The 20,345-nt window shown below is 72.3% G+C and carries 16 protein-coding genes; 9 read left to right on the top strand and 7 right to left on the bottom strand.

Annotated elements, in window-relative coordinates; translation table 11 throughout:
• Positions 1–53 precede the first annotated feature (53 nt).
• On the top strand, positions 54–1,529 hold the full coding sequence (locus ACGFIE_RS32820) for a hypothetical protein (protein ID WP_393302240.1): 1,476 nt from the start codon (positions 54–56) through the stop codon (positions 1,527–1,529).
• A 71-nt stretch (positions 1,530–1,600) separates the two neighbouring features.
• Here the strand turns inward: ACGFIE_RS32820 and ACGFIE_RS32815 are convergent, their stop codons facing one another.
• The gene (locus tag ACGFIE_RS32815) at positions 1,601–2,290 is read right to left on the bottom strand and encodes a lysophospholipid acyltransferase family protein (RefSeq protein WP_363689328.1); all 690 of its coding nucleotides are present in this window, start codon (positions 2,288–2,290) and stop codon (positions 1,601–1,603) included.
• Between the two features lie 97 nt (positions 2,291–2,387).
• On the bottom strand, positions 2,388–5,534 hold the full coding sequence (gene ileS / locus ACGFIE_RS32810) for an isoleucine--tRNA ligase (RefSeq protein WP_393302238.1): 3,147 nt from the start codon (positions 5,532–5,534) through the stop codon (positions 2,388–2,390).
• A gap of 313 nt (positions 5,535–5,847) precedes the next feature.
• On the opposite strand from ileS, the gene ACGFIE_RS32805 reads away from it, so the two are divergent.
• The 4 genes from ACGFIE_RS32805 to ACGFIE_RS32790 are packed head-to-tail and all read left to right on the top strand — an operon-like array spanning position 5,848 to position 9,506.
• Positions 5,848–6,867: an ArsR family transcriptional regulator gene (locus tag ACGFIE_RS32805; protein WP_393302236.1), complete on the top strand. Its 1,020-nt coding sequence runs from the start codon at positions 5,848–5,850 to the stop codon at positions 6,865–6,867.
• A 59-nt stretch (positions 6,868–6,926) separates the two neighbouring features.
• Positions 6,927–7,937 carry an ATP-binding cassette domain-containing protein gene (locus ACGFIE_RS32800; RefSeq protein ID WP_393302233.1) on the top strand — a complete coding sequence of 337 codons (1,011 nt, stop codon included), beginning with the start codon at positions 6,927–6,929 and terminating at the stop codon, positions 7,935–7,937.
• Positions 7,938–7,948: 11 nt separating this feature from the next.
• A complete protein-coding gene (locus tag ACGFIE_RS32795) occupies positions 7,949–8,707 on the top strand; it encodes an ABC transporter permease (protein WP_393302230.1) in 759 nt (252 codons plus the stop codon).
• 10 nt (positions 8,708–8,717) lie between these two features.
• On the top strand, positions 8,718–9,506 hold the full coding sequence (locus ACGFIE_RS32790; RefSeq protein WP_393302227.1) for an ABC transporter permease: 789 nt from the start codon (positions 8,718–8,720) through the stop codon (positions 9,504–9,506).
• 141 nt (positions 9,507–9,647) lie between these two features.
• Here ACGFIE_RS32790 and ACGFIE_RS32785 read toward each other — a convergent pair whose 3' ends face one another.
• A complete protein-coding gene (locus tag ACGFIE_RS32785; RefSeq protein ID WP_393302224.1) occupies positions 9,648–11,198 on the bottom strand; it encodes an alkaline phosphatase D family protein in 1,551 nt (516 codons plus the stop codon).
• Positions 11,199–11,397: 199 nt separating this feature from the next.
• Between ACGFIE_RS32785 and ACGFIE_RS32780 the strand changes: the two genes are divergently transcribed.
• Entirely contained in the window at positions 11,398–11,841 is a 444-nt protein-coding gene (locus ACGFIE_RS32780) for a carboxymuconolactone decarboxylase family protein (RefSeq protein ID WP_393302222.1), read from the top strand.
• Complete coding sequence (sigJ, locus tag ACGFIE_RS32775) at positions 11,838–12,716, top strand: RNA polymerase sigma factor SigJ (protein WP_393302219.1); 879 nt, start codon at positions 11,838–11,840, stop codon at positions 12,714–12,716. Before ACGFIE_RS32780 ends, sigJ begins: the two co-directional genes overlap by 4 nt.
• 90 nt (positions 12,717–12,806) lie before the next feature.
• Here the strand turns inward: sigJ and ndk are convergent, their stop codons facing one another.
• Positions 12,807–13,232, bottom strand: a complete 426-nt coding sequence (ndk, locus tag ACGFIE_RS32770; protein ID WP_393302217.1) for a nucleoside-diphosphate kinase — start codon at positions 13,230–13,232, stop codon at positions 12,807–12,809.
• 141 nt (positions 13,233–13,373) lie between these two features.
• Between ndk and ACGFIE_RS32765 the strand changes: the two genes are divergently transcribed.
• The gene (locus ACGFIE_RS32765) at positions 13,374–15,032 is read left to right on the top strand and encodes a VOC family protein (protein ID WP_393302214.1); all 1,659 of its coding nucleotides are present in this window, start codon (positions 13,374–13,376) and stop codon (positions 15,030–15,032) included.
• A gap of 18 nt (positions 15,033–15,050) precedes the next feature.
• On the opposite strand, the gene ACGFIE_RS32760 is transcribed toward ACGFIE_RS32765, so the two are convergent.
• Genes ACGFIE_RS32760 through ACGFIE_RS32750 form a run of 3 tightly spaced genes read right to left on the bottom strand, consistent with a single transcriptional unit; the run spans position 15,051 to position 19,416 of the window.
• Positions 15,051–15,470 carry a DUF4233 domain-containing protein gene (locus ACGFIE_RS32760; RefSeq protein WP_393302211.1) on the bottom strand — a complete coding sequence of 140 codons (420 nt, stop codon included), beginning with the start codon at positions 15,468–15,470 and terminating at the stop codon, positions 15,051–15,053.
• Positions 15,467–16,801 (bottom strand): bifunctional folylpolyglutamate synthase/dihydrofolate synthase, encoded by a 1,335-nt coding sequence (locus ACGFIE_RS32755; protein ID WP_393302208.1) that lies wholly within the window; start codon positions 16,799–16,801, stop codon positions 15,467–15,469. The genes ACGFIE_RS32760 and ACGFIE_RS32755 overlap by 4 nt, the downstream gene beginning before the upstream one ends.
• Complete coding sequence (locus tag ACGFIE_RS32750) at positions 16,798–19,416, bottom strand: valine--tRNA ligase (protein ID WP_393302205.1); 2,619 nt, start codon at positions 19,414–19,416, stop codon at positions 16,798–16,800. Before ACGFIE_RS32750 ends, ACGFIE_RS32755 begins: the two co-directional genes overlap by 4 nt.
• A 69-nt stretch (positions 19,417–19,485) precedes the next feature.
• Here ACGFIE_RS32750 and ACGFIE_RS32745 point away from each other — a divergent pair, with 69 nt between their 5' ends.
• Positions 19,486–20,172 carry a hypothetical protein gene (locus ACGFIE_RS32745; RefSeq protein WP_393302202.1) on the top strand — a complete coding sequence of 229 codons (687 nt, stop codon included), beginning with the start codon at positions 19,486–19,488 and terminating at the stop codon, positions 20,170–20,172.
• The last annotated feature ends 173 nt before the right edge of the window (positions 20,173–20,345 follow it).

Raw genomic sequence — 20,345 nt, 5'->3', positions numbered from 1 at the left:
GGTGGTGGCGGCGCGGTACTAACCTCGGACCGGCGCGAGAGGAGATTGCCGCGATGCCGGAGCCCCAGCCGGGAGCACGGCCGGCCGACGGGCGCACCCCGGGCCCGGAGCTGGACGACGCTCCGGCGGTCGCCGACGAGTCGACCTCCCCACCCGTACCGCCGGACCAGCCCGCCACCCCCGACCAGCCGGAACCCACGGCCGAGCCCACCGCCCGGTCCCAGCCGGAACCCGCGGCCGAGCCAGCGCCGACGGCCCAGGAACCCGGGGCCCAGCCCGAGCCGACGGCCCAGGAACCCGCGGCCGAGCCGGCAACGGCCCCGGCGTCCGCGGCCCAGCCCGACCCCACGGCCCCGGAGCCCCAGGCCCAGGCGGGGCCGACGGCCCAGGCCGGGTCGGCGGACTCCCCCGCCGCGCCCACGGTGGTCCCCGCGCCCCGATGGAGTGGGTCCGCGCCGGTCCCTCCCCCGCTGCCGCGCAGGCGTGCCTGGGGTGAGTCGGCCGAGCCGACTCCGCCGCCGCCCCTGCCCGAGCAGCCGCCCGAGCACCGCACCCCTGTCGATCCCTGGGCCGGGGTGGACACCGGAGGCTGGGACCTGCCCTCCGCCGAACTGCCCCCGCTGCCCCCGACGCTGGACTACCCGGCGCCCCCGTCGACCCGGCAGTGGTCCGGGCCACCCGCACCGCCGGTCGGCACGCACCCGGTCTCGCCATCGCCCGCCCACCCGGCAGCGTCCGCCTATCCGACGTCGCCCGCCTACCCGGCACCCGCCTACCCGGTGCCGCCGGCCCATCCGGTGCCGCCGGCACGGCCCACCCTGCCGGCTCAGCCCGGCACGGCCCGGCCCACCGCGCCGGTCCGGCCGGTGCCGCCGGTTCGGGCGCCGAAGCAGCGGGGTCGGCGGTCGGCCACGCCACCGCCGGTCACGCCACCACCGGGCTGGGAAGCCCCCAGGGGGTACGTTCCGGTCCCGGTCCGCCGTCGACGTCGCTGGCCGTGGCTGCTGCTGCTCACCCTGGCCTGTTGCTGCGGGTGCCCCGCCTACTACGGCCTACCGATCTCGTCCCAGTACCCGGCCCGCGCCGCCCTGCCCGAGCAGGTCGTCGACCTGAGCCTGCGCCAGGACGACGGCAGTGCCGCGACGGCCCGACAGTTGGAGAACGAGGTACGCCAGGAGCACTGGCTGGCCGAGGACACGTTCGCCGGCGTCTACGGCACGGCGGACGGCAAGCAGGTGACGGTCTTCGGCGGCACCGGCTTCCGGCTGAACCCGGAGGCGGACGCGGAGGCGGAGATCGCCCGGCTCACCGACCGCTACGCGCTGGAGGCGCCCGAGACGGTGCAGACCAGCGTGCGAGGTCGGCACGAGCGCTGCGCGATCGGCCGGCCGGCCGACGGTGACGTGGTGGTGTGCACCTCGGTCGACCACGGCAGCATCGCCACCGGGGTGTTCACGCGGCTCTCCGTCCCCGACAGCGCCGACCTGCTGAACACCCTGCGCAGCCAGATCGTCCAGCCCAAGAGCTGAGCCCCACCCGCGCGCCGCGCTGGCCTGCCGCCGGCAAACGCGTAGCGTCGGCGAACGCGGTAGCCCCGAGGTCAGGCGTCGCGGGTCGGGTCCGGGTGGGCGCGCGGCGGGGCGTAGCGCGGGACGTACTCCTGGCCGGTGAGCTTCTGGATCTCGCTCATCACCTCGTCGGTCATCTGGCGCAGCGAGGTGCGGTCGTCCGGGCGACCGGTGAAGTCCAGCGGCTTGCCGAACCGGACGGTGATCTTGGCGCTGCCGGGGCGGGGCACCCGGGCGCCGATCGGCTGGGCCTTGTCCGTGCCGATCGTGCCGACCGGGATGATCGGCACACCGGCGGAGATCGCCAGCCGGGCCGCGCCGGTCCGCCCCCGGTAGAGCTTGCCGTCCGGGGATCGGGTGCCCTCCGGGTAGACCACCACCAGGTCACCGCCCTGCAGCGCCGGAACGGCGGCGTCGAACGCGGACAGCGCGGCCCGCCCACCGGCCCGTTCGACGGGGATCGCGCCCAGACCGGTGAGGACGAACTTCGAGAACGCGCCCTTCACACCGGTGCCCTTGAAGTACTCCGACTTGGCCCAGAACGCCAGGTGTCGGGGCACCACAGTGCCGAGGAACAGCTCGTCGGCCACCGAGAGATGGTTGCCGGCGAAGATGGCGCCGCCGGTCTCCGGCACGTGTTCCAGACCCTCCACGGTCGGGCGGAACGCCAACCGCAGCGTGGGCGCCACGGTGAGCTTGCCGATGGTGTAGAGCAGGGGCACTGGTCCTCCGGCAGATGAGGTGCGAGCAGGCGGTGTCACGGTAGCGGACGCCTCCACACCTCCCGGACGGAGGTGTCGAGGCGTCCGCACCCGCGCTCTACGACCGGCGGACGGTGACAGTCACCCGCTCACCCTCGCCCACCTCGCCGGCGAAACCGTCGAGGCCCTCGGCGAAGTCGATGGAGTCGGCCAGCACCTCACCGGCGACGAAGTCGACGTACGCGCTCACTGCCGCGCGCACCTCCTCGGACGCCGACACCGACACCACGATCCGGTCCGACACGTCCAGGTCGGCGTCGCGGCGGGCCTGCTGCACCACCCGCACCACGTCGCGGGCCAGCCCCTCGGCCGCCAGCTCCGGGGTGACCTCGGTGTCCAGCACGACCACACCCTCGCCGCCGGGCAGCGGCGCGGAGTGCTCGGCGTCGGCCGCCACGAGACGCAGCTCGTACTCGCCCTCGGCCAGGGTGACGCCGGCGGCCACCGGGGCGCCGTCGACAAGCTCCCAGTCGCCCGCCTTGACCGCCTTGATCACCTGCTGGACCTGCTTGCCCACGCGCGGGCCGAGCGCCCGGGGCACCACGGTCAGGACCTGCTGGCAGTACTCGGACAGCTCCGCGCTGAACTCGACCGCCTTCACGTTCACCTCGTCGGTGATCAGGTCGGCGAACGGTCGCAGTTGCTCCGCCGCCGGCGAGGCCACGGTCAGCGTCGACAGCGGCAGCCGTACCCGCAGGCCCTTGGCCTTGCGCAGCGACAGCGCCGCCGAGGCGACCGCCCGCACGTTGTCCATCGCCGCGACCAGGTCGTGGTCGGCCGGGAACTCGCTCGCCTCCGGCCAGTCGGTCAGGTGCACCGACCGTTCCCCGGTCAGCCCACGCCAGATCTCCTCCGCGGTCAGCGGCGCGAGCGGCGCCACCACCCGGCAGAGCGTCTCCAGCACCGTCGACAGGGTGTCGAACGCGTTGGCGTCCCCGGACCAGAACCGGTCCCGCGAGCGACGCACGTACCAGTTGGTGAGCGCGTCCAGGTAGGACCGGACGGTGGCGCAGGCGCCGGAGATGTCGTACGCGTCCATCTGCGTGCCGACAGTCGACACCAGCTCGTTGGTCTTCGCCAGGATGTACCTGTCGAGCAGGTGCGTCGAGTCGGTGCGCCGCCGCGCCTGGTACCCGTCCGCGTTGGCGTACAGCGAGAAGAAGTACCAGACGTTCCACAGCGGCAGCAGCACCTGCCGGACGGCGTCGCGGATGAGCGTCTCGGTGACCGCCATGTCCCCGCCGCGCAGCACCGGCGAGGACATCAGCATCCAGCGCATCGCGTCCGAGCCGTACGAGTCGAAGACGTGGTAGACGTCCGGGTAGTTGCGCAGGCTCTTGGACATCTTGCGCCCGTCCGAGCCGAGCAGGATGCCGTGGCTCAGGCAGTTGCGGAACGCCGGCCTGTCGAACAGCGCGGTGGCCAGCACGTGCATGGTGTAGAACCAGCCGCGGGTCTGCCCGATGTACTCGACGATGAAGTCACCCGGGTAGTGGTGCTCGAACCAGTCCGCGTTCTCGAACGGGTAGTGCACCTGGGCGAACGGCATCGACCCGGACTCGAACCAGCAGTCCAGCACCTCCGGCACCCGGCGCATCATCGACTGACCTGTCGGGTCGTCCGGGTTGGGGCGGACCAGGTCGTCCACCGCCGGCCGGTGCAGGTCGGTCAGGCGTACGCCGAAGTCCCGCTCGATGTCGGCCAGCGAACCGTAGACGTCCAGGCGCGGGTAGTTCGGGTCGTCGGACTTCCACGCCGGGATCGGCGAGCCCCAGAACCGGTTCCGGCTGATCGACCAGTCCCGGGCGTTGGCCAGCCACTTGCCGAACGAGCCGTCCTTGATGTGGCCGGGCGTCCAGTTGATCTCCTGGTTCAGCTCGACCATCCGGTCCCGGAACGTCGTCACCGCGACGAACCACGACGACACCGCCTTGTAGACGAGCGGGGTGTCGCAGCGCCAGCAGTGCGGGTACGAGTGGGTGTAGGTGTCCTGCTTGAGCACCACCCCCCGCTCCTTCAGCTCCCGGATCACCGGCTTGTTGACGTCGAAGACCTGCTCACCCTGGTACGGCGGGACGAGCGCGGTGAACCGGGTGTGGTCGTCCACAGTGACGATGGTGGGGATGCCTGCGGCGTTGCAGACGTTCTGGTCGTCCTCACCGAACGCCGGGGCGAGGTGCACGATCCCGGTGCCGTCCTCGGTGGTGACGAACTCCGCGCCGAGCACCTGGTAGGCGTTCTCCCCGGCCTGCTCGACGAGGAAGTCGAACAGCGGCGTGTAGCGGCGTCCGACCAGGTCCCGGCCGTACACCGTGCCGACCTGCTCGAAACCGTCCAACTCCTTGGCGTACGCGGCCAGCCGCGCCGCGCCGACCACGTACCGGTCGCCGTCGCGCTCCAGCACCGCGTACTCGATGTCCGGCCCGACGGCGAGCGCCAGGTTCGACGGCAGCGTCCACGGCGTGGTCGTCCAGACGCCCAGCCGGACCGGCCCGCGCACCAGCTCCGGCGCGGACTCGTCGGCGGTCAGCCCGAACCACACCGACAGGGTCGGGTCGTGCCGGTCCCGGTAGACGTCGTCCATCCGGGTCTCGGTGTTCGACAGCGGCGTCTCGCAGCGCCAGCAGTACGCCAGCACCCGGAAGCCCTCGTAGATCAGACCCTTGTCGTGCAGGGTCTTGAAGGCCCACATGACGCTTTCCATGTAGTCCAGGTCGAGGGTCTTGTAGTCGTTGGCGAAGTCGACCCAGCGGGCCTGCCGGTTGATGTACCGCTCCCAGTCCTGGGTGAACTCCAGCACCGAGGTGCGGCAGGCCTCGTTGAACCGGGCCACCCCCAGGTCGATGATCTCGGCCTTGCTGGTGATGCCGAGCTGCTTCTCAGCCACCACCTCGGCGGGCAGGCCGTGGCAGTCCCAGCCGAAGCGCCGCTCGACGTGCCGGCCGCGCATGGTCTGGTAGCGCGGCACCACGTCCTTGACGTAACCGGTGAAAAGGTGGCCGTAGTGCGGCAGGCCGTTGGCGAACGGCGGGCCGTCGTAGAAGACGTACTCGTTCTTACCGTCGTCACCGGCCGGCCGGGCCTCGACGGACGCCTCGAAGGTCTTGTCGGCCGTCCAGTGCTCCAGCACCCGGCGCTCGACCGCGGGCAGGTCCGGGCTCGCCGGGACACCGGCGGCGGTCGGGTCGTGCAACGGATAGGCCATCGGGGGTCGCTCTCCTCATGCAGCTCACTCAACGTGGGTCTGCGAGGACGAACCGTCCGGGGTACGCCTGGAAAACGGCGCTCCCGGGTGGTCCGCGGTACCACCCCGCTTGGCGGTCAGGATCGACCGCCCGCTCATTTGCCGGCTGTGACGGGCCGCACCCGTCCGGTTCTACTGGGCCGGTTGCCCGGCTGTTCTTCCGGAGGCTCACCGGTGATGGCCGGGTCATCGCCTTACGGTGCTCAACGATACTCGACCCGCCCACCGCCGCGCCGCCGAGTAATGGCGCGCGGGGGGACCCTAGGCTTGCCGGGTGATCCGGATCGAGTTGGACGAGCCGACGCTGGCCCGCACCCGGATCGCCACCAGCCCGCTGTGGGAGGTGTTGACGAGCCTGTACGTGCTCAAGCGCAATCCGGGCGAGGCGCCGTGGCCGTACACCGGTTGGGCGCGGCACGCCCGGCGGGTCCTCGCCGAGGTGCCGGCGACCGCACCGGTCCGGCTGCTGAGCGTCGGCTCGCGGGCGCCGGACTTCCTCAGCCCGGTCCCCACGTCCGCCGCGCCGACGCTGGGCGAGCAGCTCGCCGAGCTGCGCGCGACGCCCGGCGAGGTCATCGCCGAGCAGATCCCCCGCTACCACCGCCTGGACGACCTGCCCGGGTGGCTGAGCCCGTTCGTGACGGACCGGCAGGCCGCGCTGGACCGACTCGCCGAGGGCATCGAGGCGTACTGGGACGCGGCCATCGCGCCGTGGTGGCCGGCGATGCGGGCGGCGCTGGACGAGGAGGTGCTGCACCGGGCGCGGGCGCTCGCCGCGGACGGCCCGGACGCGCTGCTTGCCGACCTGCACGAACGGGTGCACTGGGAGAAGCCGGTGCTGACGCTCAAGAAGCCGTTGGAGCAGCGCTTCGAGGCCGTGAACCAGCGACTGCTGCTCGTTCCGCTGATCTTCTCGCGGGGTGCGCTCACCTGCTCCACCGATCATCCGGAGATCGTCGCCGTCTCCTACCAGGCCCGCGGGGCGGTGCTGCTCGCCGAGGGCACGCCGGCTTCGGCGTCTCCGGCCGCACCGACCACCGACCGGTTGGCGGTGCTTGTCGGCCGGGGCCGGGCCCAGGTGCTGCGGGCGTTGACCAGACCGGCGACCACTGCCGGTCTGGCCGCGACCCTGGGACTGGCCCCGAGCACCGTCTCGGAGCAGCTCTCCGCGCTGCTCGCCGCCGGCGTGGTGCACCGCCGCCGGGTCGGACGTCGGGTGCTGTACGGCCTGGAGCCGGCCGGCGTGGCCCTGGTACAGCTCGTCGGCGACGGGCCGACGTCCGCCTCGGCCTGAGGATTCGGCCCGGCCCGAATTCGTTTCCCACCCGCCCCGGCCACTCCTAGCCTCCGGGGATGAGCGAACACGCGATCGAGGCGGTCGGGCTGCGCCGCACGTACCGCAGCCGTACCGGGTGGTTACGACCCCAGCGCCGGGAGGTCCAGGCGGTCCGCGGCGTCGACCTGACGGTCGGCAACGGGGAGCTGTTCGGCCTGCTCGGGCCGAACGGCGCTGGTAAGACGACGACCATCAAGCTGCTGAACACGCTGCTCATCCCGACCGCCGGCGAGGCCCGGGTCTGCGGGTTCGACGTGGTCCGGCAGACCCGGGAGGTACGCCGGCGGATCGGGTACGTCTTCGGCGGCGACCGCGGCCTGTACGACAGGCTCTCCGCGCGGGACAATCTGCGCTACTTCGCCGAGCTGTACGGCGTGCCGGGGCGCGAGCAGAAGCGGCGGATCGCCGAGCTGTTCGAGCTGGTCCGGCTGACCGGCCGGGAGAACGACAGGGTGGAGGGCTACTCGCGGGGCATGCGGCAGCGGCTGCACATCGCCCGGGGCCTGCTGCACCGGCCGAGTGTCCTGTTCCTCGACGAGCCGTCGATCGGGGTGGACCCGGTGGCGGCCCGGGAACTGCGGCAGACAGTGGCCGACCTCGCCGCCACCGGCACCACAGTGCTGCTCACCACCCACTACATGGCCGAGGCCGACGAGCTGTGCGGCCGGATCGCCGTGATCGCGAACGGCACGATCCAGGCCCTCGGCACCCCTGCCGAGTTGCGGCACCACGCCGACGGCCGGCAGGTGCTGGAGGTGGAGGCGTACGGGGTGGGCGACTCGCAGCTCGCCGCCATCCACGCCCTGCCGGGGGTGCGTGAGGCGAGCGTCGTCGTCGCGGGCGCGGCGCAGATGCTGACCGTGCAGTCCGACGCGGGGGTGGACGTGCAGGCGGACGTGCTGCGGGCGCTGGACGGGGTGCGGCTGGGTCGGGTCACGGCCCGGCAACCCACCCTGGAGGACGCGTACGTGGCGATCGTCAACCGCGTCGACGCGCAGGCCCGCCCCGCCGAGGCGGTGGGGGTGTGAGGACGCTGCGCATGATCGCCGTCGGCGCGCTGCTGCACGCCAAGCAGCTCAGCCGCTCACCGTTCGAGATCGCCACCGCGTTGATCGTCCCGGTGGTGCAGGCGACCCTTGCCGTCTACCTGTTCCGGGCCGGCGGTGAGCCGGGTCGGCTGCTGGAGGCCGCCGTCGGGGCCGGGCTGATGGGCATCTGGTCGTCGGTGCTGTTCGGCTCGGGTGGCGCCATCCAGAACCAGCGCTGGCAGGGCACCCTGGAAATGATCATGTTGGCGCCCCGGCCGCCGGCCCTGGTGGTGCTGCCGATCACCCTCGCGACCGCGCTCACCGGCACGTACGCCATGCTCGCCACCCTGGCCTGGGGTCGCCTGCTGTACGGCATCCGGCTGACCTTCGCCGACCCGCTGGCGTTCGCGGTGGCGGTGCCCGGCTGCATCATCGGGCTCGGAATGTTCGGCCTGCTGCTCGCCTCGACGTTCGTGCTGCTGCGCAACGCCAACGCGCTCACCAACACGCTTGAGTACCCCATCTGGTTGGTCTCCGGGATGCTCATCCCGATCACCGCCCTGCCCGGCTGGACCGGCCCGATCGGCGCCGTGCTGCCCACCACGTGGGGAGCGCGGGCGGTCCGGGAGGCGGCCACCGGCAGCGGACCGGTCTGGCCCTCGCTCGGCATCTGCCTGGCGATCAGCCTGGCCTGCCTGGCCCTCGGCGCGCTCATGATGACCCACGTCGAGCGGCGGGCCCGCGCGGCGGCCACCCTCGCCCTGGCCTGAGGAGGCGACGATGACCGCACTGCTGCGCCTGATCGGCACCGGTGGCGTGATCGCCTACCGTGCCCTGTTCAACTGGACCACCCCGGCGATGTTCGTCGGCACGCTGCTCGTCGGCCCGCTGTTCCAACTGCTCTTCTTCGCCTACCTGGGACGACAGCTCGGCGTCGCCGACGACGGTTTCTACATCACCGGCAACGCCGTGCTGGCGGCCTCACTGGCCTGCGTGTTCGGCGGCACCATGGCCGTCTCCAACGAACGGCGCTTCGGGACCCTCGGCCACGTACTGCTCTCCCCCCGCAGCCGCACCGCGGTGTTCCTCGGTCGGGTCCTGCCGTACGCCGGAAACGGGCTGCTGATCGCGGTGACCACGCTTACCGCAGCCTCGCTGCTGCTGGGCCTGCGGGTGCCCGTCGACGCGCTGCCGGGGTTGCTGCTCACCCTGGCGGTGGCGGCGTTGGCCTGCGGGTTCTTCGGCCTGACGCTTGGTGCGATAGGGCTGCGGTTCCGCGACGTCTGGCTGGTCTCCAACGTGTCGGTGGCTCTGCTGCTCCTGCTGACCGGGGTGAACGTGCCGGCCGCCGGGCTGCCGGCCTGGATGCGGGTCGCCGGCGAGCTGCTGCCGATCACCCACGCGGCCGAGGCGGCCCGCCGGCTTGTCGCCGGCGAGGGTTTCCGGGCCGCCGCGCCCCAACTCGCCGCCGAACTGGCCATCGGCGTCGGGTACGCGATCCTGGCCGCCGCCCTGCTCAGGGTCTTCGAAGCCGAATCCCGCCGCCGAGCCTCCCTAGAAACCCTCTAACCCCCGCCCGGCCCCGCCCCGCCCCGCCCCGCCCCGCCCCGCCCCGCCCCGCCCCGCCCCGCCCCGGTGATCATGAAGTTGTTGCCCGTCACAGCGGCGTGTCGTGACAACAACTTCATGATCGACCGAAAGGGGGTGGGGTTACGGGGCCGGGAGGGTGGTGTTCCAGAGCGAGGCGCCGTCGCGGTCGCGCAGGTGGACCGTCAGGGCCGCCGACTCTCCGTCGATGGACACCTCGCCGAAGTGTTGGAAGCCCTCCGCCGGTGAGCTGTTGGCCTGCGGCGGGGCGTGCACGAAGGCCGCCTGCGGGCCGAACGTGCCGTCCAACGCGTTCGGGCCGAACGCACCGGCGTGCGCGGGTCCGGAGACGAACTCCCAGAACGGGGTGAAGTCACCGACCGCCGCGCGGGACGGGTCGTAGTGGTGCGCGGCCGAGTAGTGCACATCGGCGGTGAGGAAGACCATGCCTGTCACGCCGGCCCGGTGGGTGGCCCGCAGCACCTCGGCGAACTCCAGCTCACGCCCGGCCGGTGCGCCCGGGTCGCCCTGCGCGACGCCCTCCTGGGCGGTCGGACCGTCCGGCACCACCACCCCGATCGGCAGGTCGTTGGCGATCACCTTCCAGGTCGCCGTGGACCGCTTGAGCTCCCGGATCAGCCACTCCCGCTGCTCGCGGCCGAGCAGACCGCGCTTCGGGTCGGCGTACGTGTTGCCGTCGTTCGGGTCCTTGTGGGTCCGCATGTCGAGCACGAACACGTCCAGCAGCGGCCCGTACGGGATCCGCCGGTACAGCGGCCCGTTGTCCGGCACCGGCAGCCACTCGTGGAACGCCTGAGCGGCCCGCGCGGCGAGCACGTCGACCCGCTGCTCGGTGTAGCGCGGGTCGTCCAGGATCTCCCCCGGGTACCAGTTGTTGAGGACCTCGTGGTCGTCCCACTGGTTGATCTGCGGCACCGCCGCGGCGAACTCCCGCAGGTGCGCGTCGAGCAGGTTGTAGGCGAACTGGCCCCGGTACTCGGTGAGCGTCTCGGCGACCTTGCTCTTCTCGGGGGTCACCAGGTTGCGCCAGATCCGCCCGTCGGGCAGCGTCACCGACTCGACAAGCGGGCCGTCGGCGTACACGGTGTCGCCGCTGCACAGGTAGAAGTCCGGACGCGTCTCCCGCATCGCCCGGAAGATCGACAGTCCGCCGAAGTTGCTGTCGATCCCCCAGCCCTGCCCGACGATGTCACCGGTCCAGACGAACGTCACGTCGCGCCGCCGGTGCCGGCCCGGTGCGGTGGTCAGAGACCCGGTCAGCGGCTCGCTGACCACTCCGTGCCGCTCCAGACTCTCCACCCGGACCCGGTAGTGCAGCCGCTCGGCGTCCGGTAGGCCCCGCAGCCGGACCTTGCCGGTGAAGTCCGTGCTCGGGCCGAGCACCGGGCCACGCAGTTGCCGCGCGCCCCGGAAGTCGGGCCGCCGGCTCACCTCGACAAGCATCCGACCCGGGCGGTCGGCCCGCGTCCAGACCAGCGCCGAATCGGCTGTCACGTCGCCGCTCTGCACACCGTGGGTGAGCACGGGGCGTCCCGCCGGGCGCCAGGCCGGAGCGGCGTTCGCGCCGGCGCCGCCCCGCAACGCGCCGCCGGCGACTCCGGCCCCGGCCACCAGGCCGGCACGCAGCAGGGTACGTCGATCAAGCTCGGTCATGCTTCCTCCCGGTCATGGGTTGACCCCGTCGGTCTACCGGGCGGAGATGACCGCGATCGGCGGCCCGGATGTCCGCGGTCGGAACGCCTGTTGTCCGGACGACACGCCCCGGCGACGTGACCCGGGTCACCGCCGCGATTGTCACGGCACGCCCCGGTTCCCGCGTCGTAGCGGTGTCGGATCGAACAGGGAGTTGGTCATGCAACGAATGAAGCTCTTCGAGGTCGCGCCGCAGGGATACCAGGCCGTGTCGGGCCTGGAGAAGTACGTCCAGGCGAACGTCGACCACACCGTGCTGGAGCTGGTCAAGCTGCGGGCGTCGATGCTGAACGGCTGCGCGTACTGCGTGGACATGCACAGCCGCGACGCCCTCGCCGCCGGCGAGTCGAGCCGGCGGCTGTTCGCGGTGTCCGCCTGGCGGGAGGCACTGTCGCTCTTCGACGAGCGGGAGCAGACCGCGCTGGCGCTGACCGACGCGGTGACCCGGCTCGGCGAGCACGGAGTGTCGGACGAGGTGTGGGACGCCGCCGCGAAGGTCTGGTCGGAGAAGGAACTAGCGGATCTGGTCCTCGCGATCGCCACAATCAACGTGTGGAATCGCATCGCCGTGACGACGCACACGGAGCCCCCGGCGCAGGTGTGACGACCGAGGCGGCAGAGGCGGCCGGTGCGCTCCAGGCGCACCGGCCGATGCTGCTCGGGCTCGCGTACCGGCTGCTCGGCAGCCGGCACGACGCGGAGGACGTGCTCCAGGAGGCGTACCTGCGCTGGGTCGGCGTGGACCGGTCGGCGGTCGAGGAACCCCGCCGGTACCTGTCCCGGGTGGTCACCCGGCTGGCCCTGGACCGGTTGCGGTCCCGGCAGGCGGCCCGCGAGACGTACGTCGGCACCTGGCTGCCCGAGCCGGTGCCGACCGCGCCCTCGCCGTTCGGGCCGCTGGACCGCGCGGAGTTGCGCGACTCGCTCTCCACCGCGTTGTTGCACGTCCTGGAGCGGCTCACCCCGCCGGAGCGGGCGGTGTACGTCCTGCACACCGCCTTCGACCTGCCGTACGCCGAGATCGCCGAGATCCTGGACCGGACCCCGGAGGACTGCCGCCAACTCCATCACCGGGCGACCACCCGGGTCCATCAGGAGCAGCGTCGCTTCACCGCCAGCCGGGCCGAACGGGAACGGTTGCTGGACGCGTTCCTCGCCGCCGCCCGCGACGGTGACCTGGCGACGCTCACCGGCCTGGTCGCGGCGGACGCCACGGCCTGGAACGACGGCGGTGGTCGGGTCCGGGCCGCCCGAAACCCGGTCACCGGCGCGGACCGGATCGCCCGGTTCTACGCCGGGATCTACGGCCCCGGCCGCCGCCCCATGACCGTGCGTCCGGTCGAGCTGAACGGGGAACCCGCCGTGTGGATCATGCGCGCGGACGGCAGTCGGTACACGCTGACCATCGCCGCGGCCGACGGACGGATCACCGGGATCTACGTGGTCGGCAACCCGACGAAACTGCCGCCGGTCGACTGAATCCCGGTGCCGTCGGCGGGCCCAAACCGTGTCGCGTCAGCCCGGCACCGGGCGTCAGCCCTGACCGTGTCGCGTCAGCTCAGCTCAGCGTCAGCCCAGTTCGGGGAACCAGAGCGCGATCTCGCGCTTGGCGCTGTCCGTCGAGTCGGAGGCGTGCACCAGGTTCTCCCGGTTGGACAGCGACAGGTCACCCCGGATCGTGCCGGCGGCGGCCTTGCGGCCGTCGGTGGCGCCGACCAGCCCGCGGACCACGTCGATGACCTGGTCGCCGGAGAGCACCAGGGCGACCAACGGGCCGCCCGTCATGAAGTCCTTCAGCGGCGGGTAGAACGCCTTGTCGACGTGCTCGGCGTAGTGCTCGTCGGCGAGCGCGGCATCCATCGTCCGGTGCACCATCGCGTCGATCCGCAGCCCCTTGCGCTCGAAGCGGGAGAGGAGCTCGCCGACCAGGCCACGGCGGACCGCGTCGGGCTTGATCAGAACGAGGCTGCGCTCATCCGGACTGTTGCTGGACACGCTGGGTTCCTCCTGTGCACGCTGAACGCCTGGGATCGGTACGGTCAGCGTAGCGACCCGGTCCCGGCGCCGGCGCGGCGGCCGGCCTTTCGCCCGGTGGCCGATCCGGCCTAGCCTGGCCCTGACCCCGGGAGGTCCACTGTGGCGAATGGCGGGAACCGACCCATCGCGCCGGTACGCAAGCTGGTCGGCGTGGTGCTGGGCACCGTGGCCACCTTCGTCGTCGTCTTCGGGCTGGGCATGCCCAGTTGGGCCATCGTGGCTCTCGGGGTCGCCCTGCTGGTGCTGGCGATCGCGCTGGCCACCGTGCGCGGCGGCGGGCGCACCTGGGTGGTCGGCGTGGCGCACGTGCACAGCGCCTCCGAACCACCCACCCAGTACGCGTTCGGCCGGTGTGAGCTGCAACTGGTCATCGACGCGCCCGGCCTGCCGCCCCGATCCAAGAAGATCATCGAGCCGCGGGTGCCGGTCTCCAAGTGGCCGTCGCTGGGTCAGACCCTGCCGATCCGGGTCGCGCTGGACGACCAGCGGCACGTCAAGGTTCTCTGGGACGAGGTGCCCACCCACGCCGAGACCGCCGCGGCCGTCGGCGACCTGCCACCGGAGTTCGGCGACATCGACGCCGTGGACGACGTGCTCATCCAGCAGGACGCCCCTCCGTGGGCGGACCGCGCGACGGAAGACGACTTTCGTGACGACTACCGGGATCCGCGCGACAGCGAGGGGTTCCGTGAGCCGCGTGGCGGTGAGGTGTTCCGCGACGCCCGCGACGGTGACCCGTTCCGCGACGCCCGCGACGGCGATCCCTTCCGCGACCCGCGCGGCCCCGACGTGTTCCGCGACCCGCGCGGCCCGGACCCGCTGCGCGACGACCCGGCGGTCGTCCCCGACGAGCGCGAGCCTGTGGTGATGAGCCAGAGCCCGGGCGGCCCGGTGGTGCTCGAAGGCGTAGTCGTCGAGCCGCAGAGCGGCCCGGGGCTGCCCCGACGCGCCACTCCCGCCCCACGCCCGCCGGCGGAGGAGCACTTCGACCAGCCCGGCCCCGACCCGCTCGACGACCGCGTCGACCGACCAGGCGACCGCTTCGACCCGGGGCCCGCCGACCGCTTCGACCCGGGGCCCGCCGACCGCGTGGACCCGGGGCCCGACGACCGCTTCGGCCCGGGGCCCGACGACCGCTTCGGCCCGGGGCCCGACGACCGGCCCGCGAAGGCCGAGGACCGCCTCGAACCGCCCGGTGCTCCGCGCGTCGACCCAGCTCCGGCGCAGCGCACCGGCCCGGTCGCCATGGACCCACTGGACCCGCTGGACCTGCCACTGGACGATCCGACCCCGACCGGGACGGCCCGCGAGACCGTCACCGCCGAGGCCCTGGACGAGGCGATCTTCGGGTACGACGGCGCGTCCGCCGCTGATCCGGCCGGCCCGATCAGCGGTGTCGGCCTGACCCTGCTGGTCACCGACCTGTCCCGGTCGCTCGGCTTCTACCGCGACATGCTCGGCTTCACCGAGGTCGACCAGGGCGCCGGCAATGCCGTGCTCGCCTCCGGCACGACCCGGCTGGTGCTGCGCGAGGTGACCGGGGCGGCGCCGATCAGCCGCCGGCTGGTACACGTCAACCTCGAGGTGGACGACATCGAGGCGGCGTACGGCCGGCTGCGTGACTCCGGCGTCCGCTTCACGTACGCGCCCCGGGTGGTCAACCGGGGCAGCAGGCTGGAGGTGTGGGCGGCGGCCTTCCGGGACCCGGACGGGCACGGCATCGCCCTCACCCAGTGGCGCGAACGGGCCGACGCCTGACCCGACCCGGCCGGACCGTCAGCCGAGGATGACCCGGCGGACGTGCAGGGCGTACGCCCAGACCAGGGCGAAGATGATGCCCAGCACGAGCAGCGACCAGTGCAGCAGACCGGCCAGGATCAGCAGGCCCTGCAGCACCGTGCCGGCATGCCAGGCCCAGGGGCGGCGCATCGTGCCGGCGAGCACGACGGCGGCCACCGCCAGGGCCACCACCGCCGCGATTGCCGCCCCGCCGAGGTCGCCACCGACCACCCGGATCGGCTGGATGGCCAGCAGCAGCACCAGCGCCTCCAGACTGAGCGTTCCCGCGCCCAGGCCGCGTACCGCCCGCTCCGGGTTGCGCAGCCCGGACCGCCGCGCCGGGCCGACGCCCGGCTCCCCCGCCGAGGCCTCGGCGGGGTCCTTCGTGGTGTGCGGGTCCGGTTCCGGGCCGGTCATCGCTTGAACAGCCGGCGCGCGTCGGCCACCGTGACCACCGAACCGGTCACCAGGACCCCGACGCCGCTGAGCTCGCCCGGGACGTCCTCCTCGGCCAGCGCGACCGCCAGCTCGATCGCGTCCGGCATCTCCTCGGCCACCTCGACGCGCTCCTCGCCGAAGATCTCGGCGGCCAGCGCGGCGAGTTCCTTCGTCGGCATCGCCCGCGGCGAGCTGTTGCGGGTGACCACCACGACGTCGGCCACCGGCTCCAGCAACTCCAACAGACTGCTCGCGTCCTTGTCGGCGAGCACGCCGATCAGCGCCACCAGCTTGCTGAACGCGAACTCCTCCTGCAGTGCGGTGACTGTCGCGGCCATGCCGTGCGGGTTGTGCGCGCCGTCGAGCAGGACCGTCGGGGCGTTGCGGACCCGCTCCAGCCGGCCCGGCGAGCTGGCCATGGCGAAGCCCTCCCGGACGGCCTCGACGTCCAACTGCCGCCGGGCCCCGGCACCCAGGAAGGCCTCCACCGCGGCGAGCGCCACCGCGGCGTTCTGCGCCTGGTGCGCGCCGTGCAGCGGGAGGAACACGTCGTCGTAGACGCCCCCGAGGCCCTGCAGTTTGAGCACCTGCCCGCCGACGGCGACCGCCCGGCTCAGGACCCCGAACTCGCCGCCCTCGCGGGCGATGGTGGCACCCACCTCGGCGCAGCGTTCGAGGAGGGGGCGCGCGGCCTCCTCCTCCTGCGCCGCGGCGATCACCGTGGCGCCCGGATGGATGATGCCGGCCTTGGCCAGTGCGATGTCCTGGAGGGTGTCGCCGAGCCATTCGGTGTGGTCGAGGCCGATCGGGGTGATCACGCAGACCCCGGCCTGGATGACGTTCGTGGCGTCCTCGGCGCCGCCGAGGCCCACCTCGACCACGGCGATGTCGACAGGCGCGTCGGCGAACGTGGCGAACGCCAGCGCGGTGGTCATGTCGAAGTACGTCAGCGGCTCGTCCGACCGCGCGTCGACCAGCTCAGCCAGCGGCTTGATCTCCCGGTACACCGCGGCGAACCGCTCCTCGCTCACCGGCTCGCCGTCCAGGCTGATCCGCTCCCGCACCGTCTCCAGGTGCGGGCTCGTGTACCGGCCGGTGTGCAGCCCGAACGCCCGCAGCAGCGAGTCGATCATCCGCGCCGTGGAGGTCTTGCCGTTGGTGCCGGTCAGGTGGATCGACGGGTACGCCCGCTGCGGGCTTCCCAGCAGGTCGAGAAGCGACTCGATGCGGTCCAGCTCGAAGACCATGCGGGTGAAACCGCGGGCGTTCAGCTCGGCCTCGGCGGCGGCGAAATCGGTACGGTCGGTCACGAGGGCAGTGTCTCCAGAGCAGCGGTGATCCGGACCAGGTCGGCCTCGGCGGTGGCGAGCCGTTCGCGGATCTTCGCGACGACCGGCTCGGGGGCCTTGCCGATGAAGGCAGGGTTGTCGAGCTTGGCCCGTGCCTGCGCGATCTCCTTCTCGGCCGCGGCACGGTCCTTCGTCAGCCGGGCCCGCTCGGCGGCCACGTCGATCGACCCCCGGGTGTCCAACGCGACACCCACCGCGCCGGGCATGGCCAGCGTGGCGCTGGCCTGGAAGTCGTCGCCGGCCGCGTCCAGCCGCACCAGCGACCGGATCAGCGGCTCGTGGGCCGCGATGCCGGCCCCGGCCAGCCCGTCCAGGCGGGCGGCCACCCGCTGCGTCGGGCGCAGCCCCTGGTCGGAACGGAACCGGCGGATCTCGGTGACGACCCGCTGCACGCCGGCCAGCTCGGCCTCGGCGGCGTCGTCGACGAGCGACCGGTCGGCCACCGGCCAGGCCGCGGCCTGCACCGTCTCGCCACCGGTAAGCGCGACCCACAGCTCCTCGGTCACGAACGGGATGACCGGGTGCAGCAGCCGCAGCAGTTGGTCGAGCACGTGCCCGAGCACCCGCCGGGAGGCGTCGGCCCGCTCGCCGCCCTCGGCGAGCACCGGCTTGCTCAGCTCCACGTACCAGTCGCAGACGTCGTCCCAGGCGAAGTGGTAGAGCAGGTCGCACACCTTGGCGAACTCGTACGCCTCGAACTGCTCGTCGACCTCGGCGGTGACGTGCGCCAGCCGGGACAGGATCCACCTGTCGACGGTGGAGAGCTGCTCGACGGGCGGCAGGTCGCCCGTGGTGTGCGCGCCGTTCATCAGGGCGAACCGGGTGGCGTTCCAGAGCTTGTTGCAGAAGTTGCGCGAACCCTGGCACCACTCCTCGCTGACCGGCACGTCCTGGCCGGGGTTCGCGCCCCGCGCCAGGGTGAACCGGGTGGCGTCGGCGCCGTACCTGTCGATCCAGTCCAGCGGGTCGACCACGTTGCCGAACGACTTCGACATCTTCTTGCCGAACTGGTCGCGGACCATGCCGTGCAGCGCGACCACGTCGAAGGGCGGCCGGCCGTCCATCGCGTAGAGGCCGAACATCATCATCCGGGCGACCCAGAAGAACAGGATGTCGTACCCGGTGACCAGCACGCTCGTCGGGTAGAACTTCGCCAGGTCCGGGGTCTGCTCGGGCCAACCGAGGGTGGAGAACGGCCACAGGCCGCTGGAGAACCACGTGTCCAGGATGTCCTCGTCCTGGTGCCAGCCCTCCCCGGTCGGCGCCTCCTCGTCGGGGCCGACGCAGACGATCTCGCCCGCCGGGCCGTACCAGACCGGGATGCGGTGCCCCCACCACAGCTGGCGGGAGATGCACCAGTCGTGCATGTTGTCGACCCAGGCGAAGTAGCGCTTGGCCAACTCGGCCGGCTCGATGCGAACCCGGCCGTCGCGGACCGCGTCGCCGGCGGCCTGCGCGAGCGGGGCGGTGTTGACGAACCACTGCAGCGACAGCCGCGGCTCGACAGTTGTCTTGCAGCGGGAGCAGTGCCCGACCGCGTGCACGTACGGACGCTTCTCGGCGACGATCCGGCCCTGCTCACGCAAGGCGGCCACGATCGCCGGCCGCGCCTCGAACCGGTCCAGTCCCTCGAACGGGCCGGGCACGGTGATCACGCCGCGCTCGTCCATCACTGTCAGCGCGGGCAGGTCGTGGCGCTGGCCGATCTCGAAGTCGTTCGGGTCGTGCGCGGGCGTCACCTTCACCATGCCGGTGCCGAAGCTCGGGTCGACGTGCGCGTCGGCGACGATCGGGATCCGGCGGCCGGTCAGCGGCAGCTCGACCTCGGTGCCGATCAGGTGCTGGTAGCGCTCGTCGTCGGGGTGCACCGCCACGGCGGTGTCACCGAGCATCGTCTCGGCCCGGGTGGTGGCCACCACGACCTCGTCGCTGTAGCGGATGGAGATCAGCTCACCGTCGTCGTCGGTGTGCTCGACCTCGATGTCGGAGAGCGCGGTGAGGCAGCGCGGACACCAGTTGATGATCCGGTTGGCCCGGTAGATGAGGCCGTCGTCGAAGAGCTTCTTGAAGATCGTCTGGACGGCGCGGGTCAGCCCCGCGTCCATCGTGAAACGCTCCCGGTCCCAGTCGACGGAGTCACCGAGGCGGCGCATCTGGCCGAGGATGGCGCCACCGGACTCGGCCTTCCACTGCCAGACCCGCTCCACGAACTTCTCCCGGCCGAGATCGTGGCGGGAGAGGCCCTCGGCGGCGAGCTGACGCTCGACCAGGTTCTGGGTGGCGATGCCGGCATGGTCCATGCCGGGCAGCCACAGCGCCTCGAAGCCCTGCATCCGCTTGCGCCGGGTCAACGCGTCCATGAGCGTGTGCTCGAACGCGTGGCCCATGTGCAGCGAGCCGGTGACGTTCGGCGGGGGGATGACGATGGTGAAGGGGGGCTTGTCGCTGTCGGAGGAGGCCCGGAAGTGCCCAGCGGCTACCCACTGCTCGTACCGTCGCTGCTCTACCTCGCCGGGCTGATACTGGCCGGCAAGGGTCGGGGCGTCGGGGCGTCGGGCATCCAGTCTCTCGGTCACCTGACAAGTCTACGGAGGGCTTCCGCGGACCTGACGTGCGCCACCTGTCGTTCGCGTACGGTGTCGGCTATGTCCGACGCACATCTCACCCAACGTTCGCTCGACGACAGTCGCGAGCCGGTCGAGCTGACCGAGGAGCCGATCCAGCTGAGCACCCGGGACACCGGGGGCGACCCCGACGAGCGGTCCGGCGGCTGGTCCCGGCGCCGCAAGATCGGTTGGACGGTCGCGCTGGTCGTCGGTCTCGCGGGTGCGAGTGTGCTGGGGGTCGGCGGGTGGCGCGTGGCGCAGCAGAAGGACACCCGGCTGAGTTCGCCCGACCAGGTGGCGGGGCTGACCCGGGACGACAGCGAGCGGGCCAGGAGCACGGCTGACTATCTGCGCAGCGGCCTGGCCGCCGACATCGAGCTGGACCGTAGCTTCGGCACCGTCTACCGCGATCCGGCCGACGACAAGCGCTCGGTGCTGATCTTCGGTGGCACCACGCTGCTCTGGCAGCCCGAACGCGACCTGGACAGCCTCTTCGGCCTGATGTCCGACGAGACCGGGGCAGTGGCAGACCTCCGCGAGGTGCCCGCGGGTGACCTGGGCGGCGTCATGAAGTGCGGCAGCACCAGCGGCGACGGCGGCGACTTCGCGGTGTGCGGCTGGGCGGACCACGGCAGCGTCGTGATGGCGATGTTCCCCGGTAGGTCGGTGACCGACGCCAGCGCCCTGTTCCGCGACCTTCGCGGGGACATGCAGACCCGCGACTGATCCCGCCCTTCCGGTGTCGGGGCCTCCACGATCGGGGGCGCCGGTGCCAGGCGCGCAAATGCAGAAAAGCCCACCCCGGAAAGGGGTGGGCTTTTCTGAAAGATTGTCCGGCGGTGTCCTACTCTCCCACACCCTCACGAGTGCAGTACCATCGGCGCTGGAGGGCTTAGCTT

Origin of the sequence: Micromonospora sp. NPDC049275 (assembly GCF_043197115.1) — a bacterium.
Lineage (GTDB): Bacteria > Actinomycetota > Actinomycetes > Mycobacteriales > Micromonosporaceae > Micromonospora.
This window is presented reverse-complemented; position numbering and strand designations above follow the sequence as displayed.